General features: G+C 67.4%; 18 protein-coding genes. 9 read left to right on the top strand and 9 right to left on the bottom strand.

Features of this window, described 5'->3' with window-relative positions; all coding sequences use genetic code 11:
- The first annotated feature begins 91 nt into the window (after nt 1-91).
- Complete coding sequence (locus ACIBK2_RS16165) at nt 92-934, top strand: SAM-dependent methyltransferase (protein WP_396967871.1); 843 nt, start codon at nt 92-94, stop codon at nt 932-934.
- Between the two features lie 22 nt (nt 935-956).
- On the opposite strand, the gene ACIBK2_RS16160 is transcribed toward ACIBK2_RS16165, so the two are convergent.
- The gene (locus ACIBK2_RS16160) at nt 957-1268 is read right to left on the bottom strand and encodes an AzlD domain-containing protein (protein ID WP_396967869.1); all 312 of its coding nucleotides are present in this window, start codon (nt 1266-1268) and stop codon (nt 957-959) included.
- Nucleotides 1265-2011: an AzlC family ABC transporter permease gene (locus tag ACIBK2_RS16155; RefSeq protein WP_396967867.1), complete on the bottom strand. Its 747-nt coding sequence runs from the start codon at nt 2009-2011 to the stop codon at nt 1265-1267. The genes ACIBK2_RS16160 and ACIBK2_RS16155 overlap by 4 nt, the downstream gene beginning before the upstream one ends.
- A 79-nt stretch (nt 2012-2090) precedes the next feature.
- On the opposite strand from ACIBK2_RS16155, the gene ACIBK2_RS16150 reads away from it, so the two are divergent.
- On the top strand, nt 2091-2660 hold the full coding sequence (locus ACIBK2_RS16150) for a helix-turn-helix domain-containing protein (RefSeq protein WP_396967865.1): 570 nt from the start codon (nt 2091-2093) through the stop codon (nt 2658-2660).
- 1 nt (nt 2661) lies between these two features.
- Here ACIBK2_RS16150 and ACIBK2_RS16145 read toward each other — a convergent pair whose 3' ends face one another.
- Entirely contained in the window at nt 2662-3366 is a 705-nt protein-coding gene (locus tag ACIBK2_RS16145; RefSeq protein WP_357391719.1) for an HNH endonuclease, read from the bottom strand.
- 232 nt (nt 3367-3598) lie between these two features.
- Here ACIBK2_RS16145 and ACIBK2_RS16140 point away from each other — a divergent pair, with 232 nt between their 5' ends.
- The 5 genes from ACIBK2_RS16140 (at nt 3599) to ACIBK2_RS16120 (ending at nt 7545) form a co-directional block, all read left to right on the top strand.
- Nucleotides 3599-4027 (top strand): globin, encoded by a 429-nt coding sequence (locus ACIBK2_RS16140; RefSeq protein WP_379282364.1) that lies wholly within the window; start codon nt 3599-3601, stop codon nt 4025-4027.
- Nucleotides 4028-4161: 134 nt separating this feature from the next.
- A complete protein-coding gene (locus tag ACIBK2_RS16135) occupies nt 4162-5763 on the top strand; it encodes an alpha-amylase family glycosyl hydrolase (protein WP_396967862.1) in 1602 nt (533 codons plus the stop codon).
- Between the two features lie 80 nt (nt 5764-5843).
- A complete protein-coding gene (locus tag ACIBK2_RS16130) occupies nt 5844-6122 on the top strand; it encodes a hypothetical protein (protein WP_396967860.1) in 279 nt (92 codons plus the stop codon).
- Nucleotides 6109-6573 (top strand): DUF5130 domain-containing protein, encoded by a 465-nt coding sequence (locus ACIBK2_RS16125; RefSeq protein ID WP_396967858.1) that lies wholly within the window; start codon nt 6109-6111, stop codon nt 6571-6573. Before ACIBK2_RS16130 ends, ACIBK2_RS16125 begins: the two co-directional genes overlap by 14 nt.
- A 177-nt stretch (nt 6574-6750) precedes the next feature.
- Nucleotides 6751-7545 (top strand): SDR family oxidoreductase, encoded by a 795-nt coding sequence (locus ACIBK2_RS16120; RefSeq protein WP_396967856.1) that lies wholly within the window; start codon nt 6751-6753, stop codon nt 7543-7545.
- Between the two features lie 124 nt (nt 7546-7669).
- Here ACIBK2_RS16120 and pepN read toward each other — a convergent pair whose 3' ends face one another.
- Nucleotides 7670-10249: an aminopeptidase N gene (gene pepN / locus ACIBK2_RS16115; protein WP_396967854.1), complete on the bottom strand. Its 2580-nt coding sequence runs from the start codon at nt 10247-10249 to the stop codon at nt 7670-7672.
- 134 nt (nt 10250-10383) lie between these two features.
- Here pepN and ACIBK2_RS16110 point away from each other — a divergent pair, with 134 nt between their 5' ends.
- Nucleotides 10384-11220 carry a phosphoribosylaminoimidazolesuccinocarboxamide synthase gene (locus ACIBK2_RS16110; RefSeq protein WP_396967852.1) on the top strand — a complete coding sequence of 279 codons (837 nt, stop codon included), beginning with the start codon at nt 10384-10386 and terminating at the stop codon, nt 11218-11220.
- 3 nt (nt 11221-11223) lie between these two features.
- On the opposite strand, the gene ACIBK2_RS16105 is transcribed toward ACIBK2_RS16110, so the two are convergent.
- The 4 genes from ACIBK2_RS16105 to ACIBK2_RS16090 form a co-directional block, all read right to left on the bottom strand.
- The gene (locus ACIBK2_RS16105) at nt 11224-11706 is read right to left on the bottom strand and encodes an NUDIX domain-containing protein (RefSeq protein WP_396967850.1); all 483 of its coding nucleotides are present in this window, start codon (nt 11704-11706) and stop codon (nt 11224-11226) included.
- Between the two features lie 59 nt (nt 11707-11765).
- The gene (locus ACIBK2_RS16100; protein WP_396967848.1) at nt 11766-13046 is read right to left on the bottom strand and encodes an RNA polymerase sigma factor; all 1281 of its coding nucleotides are present in this window, start codon (nt 13044-13046) and stop codon (nt 11766-11768) included.
- On the bottom strand, nt 13043-13444 hold the full coding sequence (locus ACIBK2_RS16095) for a YciI family protein (protein ID WP_396967846.1): 402 nt from the start codon (nt 13442-13444) through the stop codon (nt 13043-13045). Before ACIBK2_RS16095 ends, ACIBK2_RS16100 begins: the two co-directional genes overlap by 4 nt.
- A gap of 111 nt (nt 13445-13555) precedes the next feature.
- Nucleotides 13556-14791 carry an NAD(P)/FAD-dependent oxidoreductase gene (locus ACIBK2_RS16090; protein WP_396967844.1) on the bottom strand — a complete coding sequence of 412 codons (1236 nt, stop codon included), beginning with the start codon at nt 14789-14791 and terminating at the stop codon, nt 13556-13558.
- A 180-nt stretch (nt 14792-14971) separates the two neighbouring features.
- On the opposite strand from ACIBK2_RS16090, the gene ACIBK2_RS16085 reads away from it, so the two are divergent.
- Entirely contained in the window at nt 14972-15619 is a 648-nt protein-coding gene (locus tag ACIBK2_RS16085; protein ID WP_396967842.1) for a disulfide bond formation protein DsbA, read from the top strand.
- A gap of 46 nt (nt 15620-15665) precedes the next feature.
- Here the strand turns inward: ACIBK2_RS16085 and ACIBK2_RS16080 are convergent, their stop codons facing one another.
- Complete coding sequence (locus ACIBK2_RS16080; RefSeq protein WP_396967840.1) at nt 15666-16745, bottom strand: M48 family metallopeptidase; 1080 nt, start codon at nt 16743-16745, stop codon at nt 15666-15668.
- Nucleotides 16746-16783 lie beyond the last annotated feature (38 nt).

Here is a 16783-nt window from a genome sequence, read left to right as displayed (position 1 = left end):
ACGTTCTGGCGAGTCGCTATGTGTCGGAGACACATTGATGTGGTGAGGTTGGCAGATTCCTGTGCGGCCGCCCCCCGAGAAGAGGAGCATCATGTCGGATAGTCACGGTCGGTCAGGTCCACGTTTGCCGGTCACCATCGACACCACCAAACCGCATGAGGCTCGCTTCTACGATTACTGGCTCGGCGGTGCGGACAACTACCCGGTCGATCGTGCGCTCGGCGACCGGATCGCCGCGTACGTCCCCACCATCCGCACCATGGTTCGGCACAACCGCGCCTTCCTCGGTCGCGCCGTGCGCTATGCGATGACCGACCTGGGTATCACCCAGTTCCTCGACATCGGTACCGGCCTGCCGACCGCCCGCAATACCCATGAGGTGGCCCAGGAGGTGGATCCGGCGGCCCGCATCGTCTACGTCGACAAGGATCCGCTCGTGCTCGCCCACGCCCGCGCGGTGATGGCGAGTGCCAAGGCGGGTAAAACCGCGTTCATCCACGCCGATCTGCACGATCCCGAGTCGATTCTGGCCGACCCGGCCATCGCCGCCACGCTCGATCTCGAGCAACCGGTCGCCATCACGCTGACCATGATCATGATGTATTTCCGCGATTCGGACGACCCGCAGGGCATCATCGCGCGGTTACTGGAGGCGGTGCCCTCGGGCAGCAGCCTGACGATCAGTCACCCCACCGCGGATTTCAATCCGACGGCCACGGCGCAGGCCGTGCAGGCCTGCGAGCACGCCGGTATCGCCATGGTCCCGCGCACCCGCGCCGAGATCGAAAAGCTGTTCGCCGGAACCGAAATCGTGGAGCCGGGCGTGGTCACGCTCGAGGACTGGCACCCCGAACTCGCCGAGGAATCCCTGTACGAGGTCGATCCCGATGCCGGACCCGCCTGGATCTGGGCAGGCGTGGGCCGCAAACCCTGAACGGCGACTGCGGTCAGCGGGGTCAGTGCAGGCCCAGTAGTCGCAGTAGAGCGGTGGTCGCGGCGGCGGCGAGGATAACCACGAGGATGGGTTGTTTGCGCCAGGCCAGCACGGCGGCGACGAGAACGCCTGCGGGGAGCGCGAATCCGAACTCCCCGGAGGCAGTCGGCAGGGCGGTGACGGCCACCAAAGCGGCGATCAGGACGACGGCGCCGACTTCCAAGAGCCGAATTGTGCGGGCTGGGAAGCGAATACGGTCGCGCAATGCTGGACCGGACCAGCGAAATGCGTAGGTTCCCAAGGCAAGGGCGATCATGCTGGCGACCAATATCATTCGACACCTGATTCGACAGTGTTCAGTTCGCGATTCGTAACCGCCACTGGCACAGCAGGTTCGGCGATATCTGTCTTTCCGTGATCTCGACCTACGCAGAGCAATCCCGAAAGTGCCACCAGCACAGGCATTCCCGTGGGCAAGAATGGCGCGCTCGCTACCGCTGCGATGGCGCCGACCGCAGCCGCACGCAACGTCGCGATGTCCCGCAGTGCTGGCACGATCAGCGCAAGCAGTACCGCGGGAAACACCGCGTCCAGTCCGAACGCCGAAGTATCCGGCACGAAGGTCCCGATCACCACACCGAGCACGGCACCTCCCGGCCAGGCAAGCAGCACACCAAAACCGCACGCCCAGTAGGCAGCTCGCTTGCGTTCGATAGAGGACTGGGCCAGCGACATCGCCACCGACTCGTCGTTCATCAGATGCACGCCGAGAAACCGCCGCCACCCGGTACCGACCACCTCCGGCACCGACAACCCGTACGGCAGATGCCGAGCATTGACCACCAGCCCGGCCAGCAGCGCCGCGATCGGACTACCGCCTGCCGCGACGATCCCGATGAACAGGAACTCCGCACCCCCGGCGAGCACCACCACGCCGAGCACGATCGGCAGCCACGCGGGCAGACCGGTGGTGATCGCGGTCGCGCCATACGACACACCGATCACAAAAACCGCCAGGCACACCGCCACGATCCCGGAGAACGTATCCCGCCCGAGTGTTCGCCATATCGAACGCATGTAGCTTATAGTGAACATCGCGACCCGATCCGTCAATATGGTTTCCTGTTGAGTGGTTGACCACACGATGGGAGGACAAGTGGCACAGCAGGACTCACCGACGGGCACACCCCAGGCGGTGATCGCCGCTGCCCTGCGCCGCGAACGCACCAGGGCCGGCCTCTCGCTCACCGAGGTGGCGCACCGCGCGGGCATCGCGAAATCCACTCTCTCCCAACTGGAATCGGGCACCGGCAACCCGAGCCTGGAAACCCTCTGGGCCCTGTGCGTCGCCCTGGACATGCCCTTCTCGGGCCTGCTCGATCCACCGCGCCCGGCCGTGCGACTGATCCGCGCGGGGGAGGGCCCGGTCGTCGCCGCGGCGGAATCCGACTACCGCGCGACCCTGCTGGCCGCCAGCCCACCCAACTCCCGCCGCGACCTGTTCCGGATCACCGCCGAACCAGGCCACGCCCGTCGCTCGGACCCACACATCCCCGGCGTCTTCGAGCACGTCCTCCTCGCCAGCGGACGCGCGAAGGTCGGCTTGATCGACGAACCCGTCGAACTGGGCCCGGGCGACTACATCTCCTACCCGGGCGATCTCCCACACGTCTTCGAAGCACTGGAGCCGCACACGTGGGCGACCCTGGTGATCGAATACACGTGAGTCAGGCGGCCCCTTCGCCGAGGTACTGCAACCAGATCGGATCCAGGTCGGCCGTCGTGGACAGCAGCCGCCAGTGCGGCCCCTTCGGCGAGACGAGCGGTGAGCGCAGGGTCCAGCCCAGTTCGCTCAGCATCTTGTCGGCCTTGCGGTGATTACACGGCGCGCAGCTGGCGACGCAGTTCTCCCAGGAGTGTTCCCCGCCGCGGCTGCGCGGGATGACGTGGTCGATGGTCTCCGCCTTGCCACCGCAGTACCCGCAGCGATAGCGGTCACGGTGCATGAGGGCGGCACGGGTCATCGGGACGCGGGCCCGATACGGCACATGGACATAGGTGCGCAGGCGGATCACCGAGGGAATGGCGACGGCGGCTTCGGCGGAATGGACTACCGGGCCTTCGGCGTCGTGATGGACGGTGTCGGCTTTATCGCAGATGAGCAGGACGATCGCGCGCCGCGCGGACAAGGCGGTAAGCGGCTCGTAGGTGGCGTTCAGAAGCAGCACCCGGCGCTTCAACCAGCTCGGAGTCTCACTGGGCGGCGATGCTGAGCGGTGCGCATGATCGGGATGACCGTGATGCGCGCCCGGATAATGATCGGACAGGATATGCAGCGGAGTAGCCCCCGAGCCACGATTGTGGACGTCGGCGGGCTGGAGTTGTCGGTGTGTCCGCGCCTCGTGTGACCTGGCGCTGTGCCGCTGCTTCATCTGGACCTCAATTTCATGATTGGCAGGATCATGCTGTTAGCTCGGCAGAGATTGCCACCCAGTTGACCATGGAACGACGGCTATTGCACGGTGATTTTCAACAATGTCCGGTTAACTGTGGCTGAAGAGCCGCCGGTCCGCGATTTACTGCCGCGGAAAACCGCGGTGTGGGCTGCCGATGCCGAGCGCGGGCACAATGGACGTCGGCGCATCCAGCGAATCGAGAGGGTCTATGACTTCGGGCGAGCAGACAGCAGCGGCTTCGGCAGAGCAGACGACAGCGTCGTTCTACGAGGCGGTCGGCGGGGCGGACACGTTCCGGCGGATCGTCGCGGCGTTCTACCGCGAGGTGGCGACCGACGAGGTGCTACGCCCGCTCTACCCGGAGGAGGATCTCGGCCCGGCCGAGCGCAGGCTGCGCATGTTCCTCGAACAGTATTGGGGCGGCCCGCGCACCTACGGCGAGGAGCGCGGCCATCCGCGGCTGCGGATGCGGCACAACCCGTTCACCATCGGTCCGCTGGAGCGCGACGCGTGGTTGCGTTGCATGCGAATCGCCGTAGCTGAGATCGAGCCGGAGCTGCTCGATGACGAGCATCGCAAGGCGTTGCTGGACTACCTGGAGATGGCGGCGAATTCGCTGATGAACACCCCCTGGTAAGGGCGTTTCGGTCGAGAACCGAGTCGGGCCGAGGGTTTTCGGCGCGTCCCGGCGGACGCTGGCGGTTTGCCTCAAGTTGAGATCGGTGCTCCGCCTAAGAGTTTTTGCCGCAAAACTTTGGCACTATTACGTATGTGACTGATACACCCGCCGTACTGGTGCCGGTGGATCGCACCACGCAACCATGGTGGCGGTCGGCCGTGTTCTACCAGGTTTATCCCAGATCCTTCGCGGATTCCGACGGCGACGGAGTCGGTGACCTCGGGGGCGTCCGCGACAAACTCGGCTACCTCGAGCTGCTCGGCATCGACGCACTGTGGGTGTGCCCGGTGATGACCTCACCGATGGCCGACGGCGGCTACGACGTCGCCGACCCCCGCGATATCGACCCGCTCTTCGGCGGGCTCGCCGCGATGGACGAGCTGATCGCCGAGGCGCACTACCGCAACATCAAGGTCACGATGGATCTGGTGCCGAACCACACCAGCAGCGAACACCCCTGGTTCCTCGCGGCGCTCGAGGCCGGTCCGGACAGCCCGGAACGCGCCCGCTACCTGTTCCGCGACGGCCGCGGCCCCGGCGGTGACGCGCCACCGAACAACTGGCCGAGCATCTTCGGCGGTCCCGCCTGGACCAGGGTCACCGAACCCGACGGCACGCCGGGCCAGTGGTACCTGCACATCTTCGCTCCCGAGCAGCCCGACCTGAACTGGGAAAACCCCGAGGTCGCCGCCGATTTCGAGAAGACGCTGCGGTTCTGGCTCGATCGCGGCGTCGACGGATTCCGCCTCGACGTGGCGCACGGCATGGCGAAACCGGCAGGCCTGCCCGACATGGCGGTGGTCAAGACCGCCCTGCTCGCCAACGACGACGACGATCTGCGCTTCAACAACCCTGCGGTGCATGAGATCCACCGCCGCATTCGCAAGGTGCTCGACGACTATCCGGACGCGGTGTCGATCGGCGAGGTGTGGGTCAACGACAACGTCCGGTTCGGCGAGTACCTTCGCGCCGACGAACTGCACCTGGCCTTCAATTTCCGGTTGGCGCAAACCGATTTCGACGCCGACGACGTGCGCGCGGCCATCGACAATTCCCTCGCCGCGGTCGCACCGGTCGCCGCCTCGCCCACCTGGACGCTGTCCAACCACGACATCAAGCGGGAGGTCACCCGCTACGGTGACGGCGCGGTGGGGGAGGACCGGGCCCGCGCGATGATGCTGCTCGAATTGGCCCTGCCCGGCTCGGTATTCATCTACAACGGCGCGGAATTGGGCCTGCCCAACGTGGACGACCTACCCGACGCGGTACTGCAGGACCCGGCCTGGGAACGCTCCGGGCACACCGAACGCGGCCGCGACGGCTGCCGGGTGCCGCTCCCGTGGGAGGGCGCCGCACCGCCGTTCGGCTTCACCACCGGCACACCGTGGCTGCCGATGCCCGCCGACTGGGCGGGCCGCACCGTCGAAGCGCAGCTCGAGGAGCTCGGCTCCACCCTCTCGCTGTACCGGATGGCCATCGAATTGCGTGGCCTGCGACCGGAATTCAGCGGCACGCGGATCGAGTGGTACGGCAGCCCGCCCGGCTGTCTCGCCTTCCGCCGCGAGGGCGGCCTGGTCTGCGTGCTGAACGCGTCGAAGGCGCCCACCCAGCTGCCGCCCGGCGATGTGCTGCTGGCCAGCGCGCCGCTGGAGGGCGGCCAACTGCCGCCGAACGCCGCCGCCTGGCTGGTCTGACGGACCGGACGACTCGACACGAAGCACAGTGAGTGTGACCAGAAGAAGAACTACTACACAGCATCGTCTACCGTTGGACCGTGAGCATTCTCGAGACTGTGCTGGTCTTCCTCGGCATCCCGCTGGTGATATACGGCGCGATCGCCGGATTGACGTATCTCGGTAAGCCACTCGCCGGTACGAAGCCCGCCCACTACGACCTCAGTCAAGAGTGGACGTCGGCGCCGGTGCTGTGGAGTGCGACCGACGAGGTCACCTCGACCGGTCATCATTCGGCCGAGTCGTCGCATGGTCATCATGCGGCGATCGAGGCCACCAAGGCGGAGCTGATCGGAGGCCGGGCAAGTGGCAAGTTCTAAGTGGCCCGCGGTGGTCGAGGCCGACCTGCCGCACGGGTACGTGGTCACCACAAGTGGACGCGTCTCCGGCGTGCACGAGGCCGGCGATGTGTTCCGGGAGGCCCCGTTCAGCGATGACGAGCGGCTCGCGATGGACAACGTGCTGACCGAGGCGACCCGCGCGACCAAGGTGCGGTTCAACGTCTACATCGGCGATCTCGGCGCCGATCCGGCCGCGGGTGCGGACGCGATCTTCCCGTCGACGCCCGAGGCGACGCGTTCGGTGCTCATCGCCGTCTCGCCCAACGACAAGGCGATCGAGGTGCGCTCCGGCCGCGAGGTCGCCGACCGCGCGAACGATCGGGTCTGCCAGCTCGGCGTCACCGCCGCGTCCAGCTCGTTCCGGCAGGGCCAGCTCATCGACGGCCTGGTTTCCGCGGTCCGCGTGATGGCCGCAGCGATCGGCCGCTGACCACATCCGCCCGCGCGGCGGAGTCACGAGCAATGCTTCCGGCGCGCTCACCCGATATGGGTGAGCGCGCCGGTGGCGTTTGCGGGTCGCTGCCGGGCTAGACGCGGAAAATTTTCTGTTCGCTAGCACCACATTTGGGGTTTGCCGCCCCCCGCGCGACTGGAGCACGGTGGTGGGGTGAAAATTCTTGTGACAGGAGCAACCGGGAACATCGGACGCATGGTCGTCGACCACCTGCTCGCGGGCGGTGCGGACGATGTCAGAGCACTGACCAACCATCCGGAGCGGGCCGCGCTGCCCGCGGGCGTCGAGATCGCCGAGGGGTATCTGGGCAGGGTGTCGTCACTGCCCGCCGCGTTCGAGGGCGTGGACCGGATGTATCTCGCGCCGATGCTGGAGACCATCGATGAGGTCGTCTCGCTGGCCAAGGGGGCGGGCATCCGGCAGATCGTGGATCTGTCCGGCGAGGCGCATTGGACGCCGATAGCGCAGGCGGTCGAGGGCTCCGGGCTCGACTGGACGCACCTGTTCGCCGGTGATTTCCTGGACAACGCCACAGTCTGGGCCGAACAGATCCGCGCGTCCGACGAGATCCGCGACCCATACCCGGAGGTCGAGAGCGTCCCGATCGCGATGGGCGACATCGCCCGCGTCGCCGCGAAAGTTCTTCTCTCCGAAGGCCACCACGGCCAGACCTATCAACTCACCGGCCCGGAAGTACTCACCCGAGCCGACCGCATCACCCAGATCGGCATCGCCCTCGGCCGGACCCTGACCGTCCGGCAGGTCCCCGCCGACGAGGCGGTCGAAATCTTCGCGCGGACCATGAGCACCGCCGAATGGTATGTAGAAATCACCGGCTCGATGGTCGGCTGGCATCCCGAACCGACCACCACCATCGCCGACCTCACCGGCGCCCCCGCCACCACCTTCGCCCAGTGGGCCACAGCGAATACCGCTCTGTTCCGCTGACTCCGGAGTACAGGCACCGCTGACCTCCCGTACCGACTGAAGGCCAGCCGTAGACATGACCGAAGGCGACCTTCGCCCCGTCTCCGGGGATGAAGGTCGCCTTCGGTCGGGTCTACACCGGTGGTTACTGCCCGTCGTAAGCCCTTGCGCGGAGGGCGCGTTCGACGCCCGCCTTGCCCTCGATCACCAAGCGGCGCAAGGCCGGTGGGTGATCGCCGCCGAGGAACTTGTCGGCGGCGGCGACCGCGTCGTCACTGATCGCCCAGCCCGGGTAGAGCCCGACGACCACGGTCTGCGCCACCTCGCTGGAGCGACGCTCCCACACGCTGGGCACCTCCGCGAAGTAGCGATCGACATACGACGTCAACAGCTCGCTCTGACCGGCCGGGGCGAAGCCCGCGATGATCGCGCGAGTGGTGATGTTGGAGATCGAGTCGTCGCCGAGCACCTTGGTCCAGGCCTGTTCCTTCACCTCGGCCTGCGGACGCGCGGTCGCCGCGGTCGCGGCATGCCGCTTGCCCGCCGCGGTCGGATCCTTGGCCAGCTCCTGATCGATGAACGGGGTAGCGAGGCCGTCGGCGTCGATCTCGCCCGCCGCCGCCAGCGCGATCACCAGGCGCCAGCGCAGGTCGGTGTCGATCGCCAGGCCGCCGAGACCGACCTTGCCCGGGTCACCGTCGAGCAGCTCGCGCAGCACCTCGGTGTGCCAGGCGGACAGCTTGGCGCCGGTGAGCGCGTTGACGAAGGCCAGCTGGTGGTCCGAGCCCGCCTCGGCCTCGCGGGCCAGCTCCAGCAGCCGGTCCGCGTACACGGTCCAGCCGGTGCTCGCCGCCCACTCCGGGTCGGCGTAGCTGCGCAGCGAGAGGTTCGCCTGCATCAGGAGTCGTTGCACCACACCGATTTCCGATTCCGCGCCGACGCCGCGCTGCACCAGCGCGAGGAAGTCGCGGGCCCGGAACTCGGCCTGCCTGGTCATCTCCCAGGCGGCCGACCAGGCCAGGGTGCGCGGCAGCGGCTCGGCGATATCGGCGATCCGGTTGACGAGCACGTCCAGCGAGTCGGCGTCGAGGCGCACCGAGCAGTAGGTCAGGTCGTCATCGTTGATCAGCACGAACTTCCCGCGCGCGACACCGACCAACTCCGGCACCTCGGTGCGCTCGGCGGCCTCGACGTCGAGCTCGATCCGCTTGGTGCGCACCAGCTTTCCGTCCTGGTCGTCGTAAACGCCGATGGCGAGCCGATGCACGCGACGCTCACCCGCGCCGGGCTCGGCGCCGCCCTGCAGCACGGCGAACGAGGTGAACTTGCCCTCGTCGTCGACCGTGAAGTCCGGGCGCAGGGTGTTCAGGCCGGTGGTCTTCAGCCACTGCGTGCCCCAGCCGGAAAGGTCACGGCCGGAGGACTTTTCGAGCGCCGTGAGCAGATCGTCGAAGGTCGCGTTGCTGTACGCGTGGTCGGCGAAGTAGGCCCGCAGACCGGCCAGGAACGGCTCCAGGCCCACATATGCGACGAGCTGCTTGAGCACGCTCGCGCCCTTGGCGTAGGTGATGCCGTCGAAGTTCACCTCGACCGCGGCCAGGTCGGGAATGTCCGCCGCGATCGGGTGGGTGGACGGCAGCTGGTCCTGCTGGTACGCCCAGGACTTCTCCGAATTCGCGAAAGTGGTCCAGGCGCTGGTGTATTCGGTCGCCTCGGCCATGCACAGCACGGACGCGAAGGTCGCGAACGACTCGTTCAACCACAGGTCGTCCCACCACTTCATGGTGACCAGGTCGCCGAACCACATGTGCGCCATCTCGTGCAGCACGGTCTCGGCGCGCCGCTCGTAGGACGCGCGGGTCACCTTGGAACGGAAGACGTAGTCCTCCAGGAACGTCACCGCGCCCGCGTTCTCCATCGCGCCCGCGTTGAACTCCGGCACGAACAGCTGGTCGTACTTGCCGAACGCGTAGGGCACGCCGAACTTGCTGTGGTAGAAGCCGAATCCCTGCTTGGTCTCGGTGAACAGCCGCTCGGCGTCCATGTGCTCGGCCAGTGAAGCGCGGCAGTAGATGCCGAGCGGAATGCTGCCGTGCTCGTCGGTGTAGACGTCGGTCCACTGCGCGTACGGGCCGGCGATGAGCGCGACCAGGTAGGTGCTCATCTTCGGCGTGCTGCGGAAGACGTGCTTACCCGGCTCTGCCGCAAGGGTTTCCACGACGGCGCTGTTGGAGATGACCTGCCAGTCGGGCGCGGCCGTCACGCTGATGTCGAACGTCGCCTTCAGGTCCGGCTGGTCGAAGCAGGCGAACATCCGCTTGGCATCGGCGGTTTCGAACTGGGAGTACAGGTAGACGGAGTCGTCGGTCGGGTCGACGAAGCGGTGCAGCCCCTCGCCGGTGTGCGAGTATTCGCAGTCGGCCTCGACGACCAGCTCGTTGGTCGCGGCCAGATCGGGCAGCGCGATTCCGGTGGACTCGTCGTAGCCGGACACATCGAGCGCGGTGCCGTTGAGCACCGCCGACCGCACGCCGCGGGCCACCAGATCGATGAAGGTGCTCGCGCCCGGCGTCGCGGTGAAGGTGACGGTGCTGCGGGAAAAGAAGGTCTGCTCGCCCGGTTTGCCCGCACCGTCGGTCAGGTCGAGGTCGATGCGGTAGTTATCGACCGTCACTGTCGACGCGCGTTCGATCGCCTGGTCGCGAGTCAGGTTCGGTGCGGACATAAGGCTCCTTCGGGTTCGAAGAACTAGCTCTGGCGTTCCCCACGATGCCACCTGGGTAAGGTTGCCCGCGCGGGAGTTTTTTGAATTGAACACTGCCTGGTGGAACCAACCCTATCCATGATCGGAGCTGCGGAGTGAAGCATGTACACGCCGGCAAGGTGCGCGACCTGTACGAGGACGGCGACACCCTGCTGCTCGTCGCGTCCGATCGGGTTTCGGTCTACGACGTAGTGCTGCCGACGCCGATCCCGGACAAGGGCGCGCTGCTGACCCAGCTGTCCAACTGGTGGTTCGACTACTTCACCGACGTGCCCAACCATGTGGTCTCGGCCACCGACGTGCCCGCCGAGTTCGCCGGCCGCGGCATCCGGGTCAAGCCGCTGAAGATGGTGCAGGTCGAATGCATCGCCCGCGGCTACCTGGTCGGTTCGGGGCTGAAGGAGTACCAGCGGGAAGGCTCGGTATCCGGCGTCGCGCTGCCGCCCGGCCTGCGCGAGGGCGACAAGCTGCCCGAGCCGATCTTCACGCCGACCACCAAGGCCTCCGAGGGCCACGACGAGCCCATCACCTTCGCCGACGTGGTGAACCAGGAGGGCCGCGAGGTCGCCGAGCAGCTGCGCGACCTCACTCTGCACGTGTACTCCCGCGGCGCGGCACACGCCACCGAGCGTGGCGTGATCGTCGCCGACACCAAGGTCGAATTCGGCTGGGACGGCGACACTCTCACCCTCGGCGACGAGGTGCTCACCTCCGACTCGTCCCGCTTCTGGCTCGCCGCCGAGTGGGAACCCGGCCGCCCGCAGCGCTCCTTCGACAAGCAGTTCGTCCGCGACTGGTCCACCTCCACCGGGTGGAACAAGGAGTACCCGGGCCCGGAGATTCCGGCCGACATCGTCGCGGCCACCCGCCAAAAGTACGTGGAGGCCTACGAACTCGTCACCGGCCGCGCCTGGACCGGTGTGCCGCAGTAGCGCTCAGGCCTGCTCGAGGTAGTCGTTCAGCCGATCCAGATACGGTCGCTGGCCCGCGCCGAGCTTCTCGTGCGCGGTGGCCAGGTCGAACCAGTCCGCCCGGTCGATCTCCGGGAAGCTGGCCATCCGTCCGGAGCGCGGCGGCCACTCCATCTCGAAGTGCCCCGGGACCACGTCGGCCGGATCGAGGTCGCCCTCGACGGCCCAGATGGTCAGCGTCTTCTTGCCCTTACCGCTGCTGTATCGCACGTCGCCGAGCGGAATCCAGTCGCCGGGCGGCACGACCAGTCCGAGCTCCTCGTGGAACTCGCGGCTGGCCGCCGCCTGCGCGTCCTCCAGCTCCGGCTCGTACTCGCCCTTCGGGATGGACCACGCGCCGTTGTCCTTGCGCGCGAAGAACGGCCCGCCCATATGCCCGATCAGCACCTCGACGCCCGCGCCGCCGCGCCGAAACACCAGAACCCCCGCACTCGTCTTATCCGTCACCCCAAGCAGTCTGCCCCACGGGCCGGTGGGCGAGTGGCACCTGGCTGCGGCAAAACGTGTCACCGATGCCGGAGTTGGGCCGCACGGACGGTGAGGTAGTGGTTTTCCGGCGCGCTGGGGGTGCGGCCTGCCGCGGTGGTGTAGCAGGTGATGGCGGCGTCGAAATCGCCTGCCATTTCGTGTAAGTGGCCGCGGACGGCATCGAGCCGGTGGTTGCCTGCCAGTTGATCGTCCAGTGTCGCAGCGAGTTCGAGACCGGCCTCGGGTCCGTGCACCATCGCGACCGCGACCGCACGGTTGAGCGTGACGATCGGGTTGTCCGAAAGCTTTTCGAGCAGGTCGTACAGCGCGAGGATCTTGGTCCAGTCGGTGTCCTCGGTGCTGATCGCCTGCGCGTGCAGCACCGCGATGGCCGCTTGGATCTGGTAGGGCCCGGTAAGTCCTTGTGCGAGAGTGCTCGTCGTCAGTGTGACGCCCTCGGTGATCTGCTCGCGGTCCCACCGTGCCCGGTTCTGTTCGGCGAGTGGAATCAACTCACCTCGGCTGCCGGTGCGGGCCGCACGCCGGGCATCGGTGAGCAGCATGAGCGCGAGCAGCCCGGTGACCTCGGTGTCGTCGGGCAACATTCGATGCACCGCGCGCGCAAGACGAATCGCCTCGGCGGATACATCCGCGCGCTGTAGATCCGGACCGGACGTACTCGTACTGCCTTCGTTGAAGATCAGATACAGCACATGCAGCACGGTCCCGAGCCGAGCCCGCCGCTCTGCCGAATCCCGGGTCGCTTCGCTCCTGCCCGGCGGTACATCACCCGGCCGCGCGAACGGCCGCTCGAGCGTCGCCAGCTTCTTCTTGGCCCGCGTGATCCGTTGCGCCATGGTCGCTTCCGGCAACAGGAACGCGTGCGCGATCTCGGCCGTGGTCAGCCCGCCCACCGCCCGCAACGTCAGCGCGATAGCACTGGCCGAGGACAGCGCGGGATGACAGCAGAGGAAGAACATGGCGAGCGTGTCGTCGTAATCGACCGGCATCGCGTCGGGCACGTCGCGATCGAACGCCGTTGTCTCCCTGCGCCGCCGGGCCACCTCGGCCCGCACCGTGTCGGCCATCCGGCGCTGCGCCACCTGAATCAGCCAGCCGCGCGGGTTGTCCGGGAGTCCGTCCACCGGCCACTGGGTCGCCGCCGCGAGCATCGCCTCCTGCAGCGCGTCCTCGGCGGTGTCGAAATCGCCGAACCGGCGCACCAACGCACCGAGGACCTGTGGCGCCAACTCGCGCAACAGGTCCTCGGCCCTCGCCGGGAGCGGTGTGTCGTCGGGCACCACTCGCCGGTTGGTCACTGGTCGCTGGCCGGGACGCTCATCACCGGCCGTACCTCGATGTATTCGCCGATCGGTTTACCGCCCGGCCCCGGTGCCGCCGAGGCGTGCGCGGCGATCTCGTAGGCCCGTTCCGGGCTTTCCACGTCGACGATCCAGTACCCGGCCAAGAACTCTTTCGTCTCCGGGAACGGTCCGTCGGTCACCACCGGCGCCGAGCGGCCGTCGGAGCTGACGATGCGGGCCTCGGTCGGACCGGTGAGCCCCTGCGCGTCTACCAGCTCACCCGACTTGGCCAATTGCTCGCCGAGGGCGCGCTGGAAGTCTATGTGCGCCTGGATCTCCTGCGGGGACCATTCGTTGATCGGTGTGTCGCAGAAGGCGGGGGTTCGATAGGTCTTCATCAGCATGTATTTCATCGGGTTCTCTTTCCGGCTACCGGTCGGCGCGCCTGTGTGACGCTCTCGCGGTGAGGTCGGAACCAAGCGTGCCGTTTCGACGCATCCGCTCGCTCCTTGAAGTGACCTGTGTCACAGCGGTTTCGAGGTGTCCGCCAGCGCTTCGGGATCGACCGGTTCGCCGGCCAGGATCAGTTCCTTGATCCGGTCGGTCACGTCCCACACGTTCACGTTCATGCCCGCGAGCACCCGGTTGTCCGCGTCGAGCCAGAACGCGACGAACTCGCGTTTCGCCACATCCCCGCGGGTCACCACGCGCGCGTAGTCGCCGGGCGCCGCGTAGCCGGTGTACTCCATGCCCAGGTCGTACTGGTCGGTGAAGAAGTAGGGCAGCCGGTCGTAGCTGGCCTGCTTGCCGAGCATGGTCTCGGCCGCGACCGCGGGCTGGTTGAGCGCGTTTGCCCAGTGCTCCACCCGAATTCGGCGCTGGAGCACCGGATGTTGCTGTGCGGCAATGTCGCCGACGGCGACGATGTCCGGGTTGCTGGTGGCCAGGTGTTCGTCGACGAGCACGCCGCCGTCGACGTCGAGCCCGGCCTCGGCGGCCAGCTCGATGTTCGGCCGGGCGCCGACCGCGACCAGCACCGCCTCGGCCTCGATGACGCTGCCGTCGGCGAGTTTCACCCCGGTCGCCAGCCTGATCCCGATCCCTTCGGTCGTAGTGATCTCGGTGACCTGAGCGCCGAGGCGCAGATCCACCCCGTTCGACCGATGTAGCTCGGCGAACACCTCGCCCATCTCCTGTCCGAGCGACGCGAGCAACGGGTGTTCGGCGTTCTCGACGATGGTCACCGAGAGATCCGCGGCCCTGGCCGCCGCCGCGACCTCCAGGCCGATCCAGCCCGCCCCGATGATCACGATGCTTTGCGCGGCGCTCGCGAAGTACTCGATCAGGGTGTCGGAGTCCTCGATATTGCGCAGCGTGTACACATTGGGCGCGTCGGCGCCGGGGATGGACAGGGTGCGCGGGGTCGATCCGGTGGCCAGCGCCAGCTTGTCGTAGGACAGCGTGGAGCCGTCCGGCAGCGCGATCGTCTTCGCGGCCGGATCGAGGCGTTCGACGGTCGTGCCGACCCGCACCTCGACGTTGTGGTCGCGGTACCACTGCCGCGGATGGGTGGTGAATTCGGTCAGTTGCTTCTTGCCCGCCAGATGTTCCTTGGACAGCGGTGGTCGCTCGTAAGGCAGCCATTCCTCCGCGCCGATCAGCGTCACCGATCCGGGAAAGTCGTTGGCGCGCAAGGCCTCCGCCAGCTTTGCCGCGGCGAGTCCGCCGCCGACGATGACGAAACGCTGATCAGAACTCATCTGGACTCCTTGTCGAGAGGGAACCGGGACTCCTGCCGCTAAACCCTACTGGGACCGCCCTCGGCATCTCCGGAAAACGGCGGCACCGGACGGGAACGAATCGGGCGGCGCCGTGGTTGGTTCCCTATAGCGGCGGGGCTCAGCGCCGCCCGTCGAGCATGCGATTCGAGAGGACCCGTCGTGAGTGAGAAAAGCTCCGCGAAAGATGTTGCCGATTTCTGGTTCGACCCGCTGTGCCCCTGGTGTTGGATCACCTCCCGCTGGATTCTCGAGGTCGAGCAGGTGCGCGACATCGAGGCGCGCTTCCATGTGATGAGCCTGTCGGTGCTGAACGAGGACAAAGAGGGCCTGCCCGAGCAGTACAAGGAACTGCTGGACACCGGCTGGGGCCCGGTCCGCGTCGCCATCGCGGCCGCGCAGGAGCACGGCGACAAGGTGCTGCTGCCGCTCTACACCGCGATGGGCAGCCGCATCCACAACCGCCGCGAAGAGTACAAGCGTGACTCGCGCAAGGAGTCCCTCACCGCGGTGATCGCCGATTCGCTCGCCGAGGTCGGCCTGCCCGCCGAGCTGGCCAAGGCCGCCGAGAGCACCGACTACGACGCGGCGCTGCGCAAGAGCCACCACGCCGGCATGGACAAGGTCGGCCCCGACGTCGGCACGCCGACGATCCACATCAACGGCACCGCGTTCTTCGGTCCGGTGCTGTCCCGGATCCCGCGCGGCGAGCAGGCGGGCAAGCTGTGGGACGCGTCGGTGACGCTGGCCGACTACCCGCACTTCTTCGAGCTCAAGCGCACTCGCACCGAAGATCCCGAGTTCGACTGAGCACCGGCGAGTGCCGCGGGGCTCGACCCGCGGCACTCGGTGCTTGCTACGGAACGGTTTTCGGCGGTAGCGCCGGAGTCTGGTAGCTACCCGGGTAGCCCTGCGGTGGCATCGCGCCCGCCGGCGGGGCGGGCCGCAACCACAGCTTGCCGTGCCTGCTCCGGTCACGCAGCGCCCACATCCGCCAGGTCAGCACCGGGTGCGAGGACATCGCGTTGACCACCCAGACGAAGAAGCCCTTCTCCATCGCCGCCCGGTCGGCCATCTCGTCGAAGCCGACCAGCGTGTTCAGGTACTTGCCCGCCGCCAGCGTGCCCATCGCGGCCGGTGCGCCCGTGTGCCGATTGCAGTAGCCGTGGTTGTCGGCGGTGTACTCCTGCGCGCGGATCAGCGAGTTGCCGATGAACGGCAGGAACGGGACGAGGAACATGCCGAGCTGGCGCCAATACGAGGCGTGCCCCGCCGCGATGTGCCCGACCTCGTGGCCGATGATGAACGCCAGCGCGTCGGGTTCCCGTGCGGCGCCGCCGATCTCGAACAGGTCGCTGTAGACCGCGACGAAGCGGCGGAACCCGTGCCCGCTCGCGAACGCGTTGATCTGGCCGTTGCCGAGCACCACGTAGGCGTCGGGCACCTTGGCCATGCCGAACCGCGCGGCCGCCTCGACCACCAGCCGGTGCCCCTCCGGGAACTGGGTCGGCGACATCTTGACGCCGTTCACCCGCTGGGTCGAATAGAGCACGCCGCGGCCGAGCCAGATGAGGATCGGCGCGAACACCAGCAACAGGACGTACTGGTCGAAGTTGCCCGTCGCCAGCAGTAGCACGGCGATCGCGTACGCGAGGACGGTCAGCAGGACGACCACGATGAGCATCGGGATCTCCCAGCTGTGCCTGGCGGGCATCCCGAACGGTGACAGCCCGCGCGGCTGCTGCTGCGGTGGCAGCGGCGGTGGGACGGGAGCGCCGGGGTAGGGGCCGTACTGCGGGGGAGCGGGGTAGGGCGGCGGGGAGCCGTAGGGCTGCTGGGAGCCATAGGACGCGTCCTGCGGCTGCGCCCACCCGGCCGAGGCATACGGGTCGACGTGCTGGCCCGTCTGATGGGGCTGGGGTTCGTGCGGCTGCATGAAATGAACTCTATTCAGTTGCTGGGAACGGCGGCGGC

The organism is Nocardia sp. NPDC050175 (genome assembly GCF_044459885.1).
Taxonomy (GTDB): domain Bacteria; phylum Actinomycetota; class Actinomycetes; order Mycobacteriales; family Mycobacteriaceae; genus Nocardia.
This window is presented reverse-complemented; position numbering and strand designations above follow the sequence as displayed.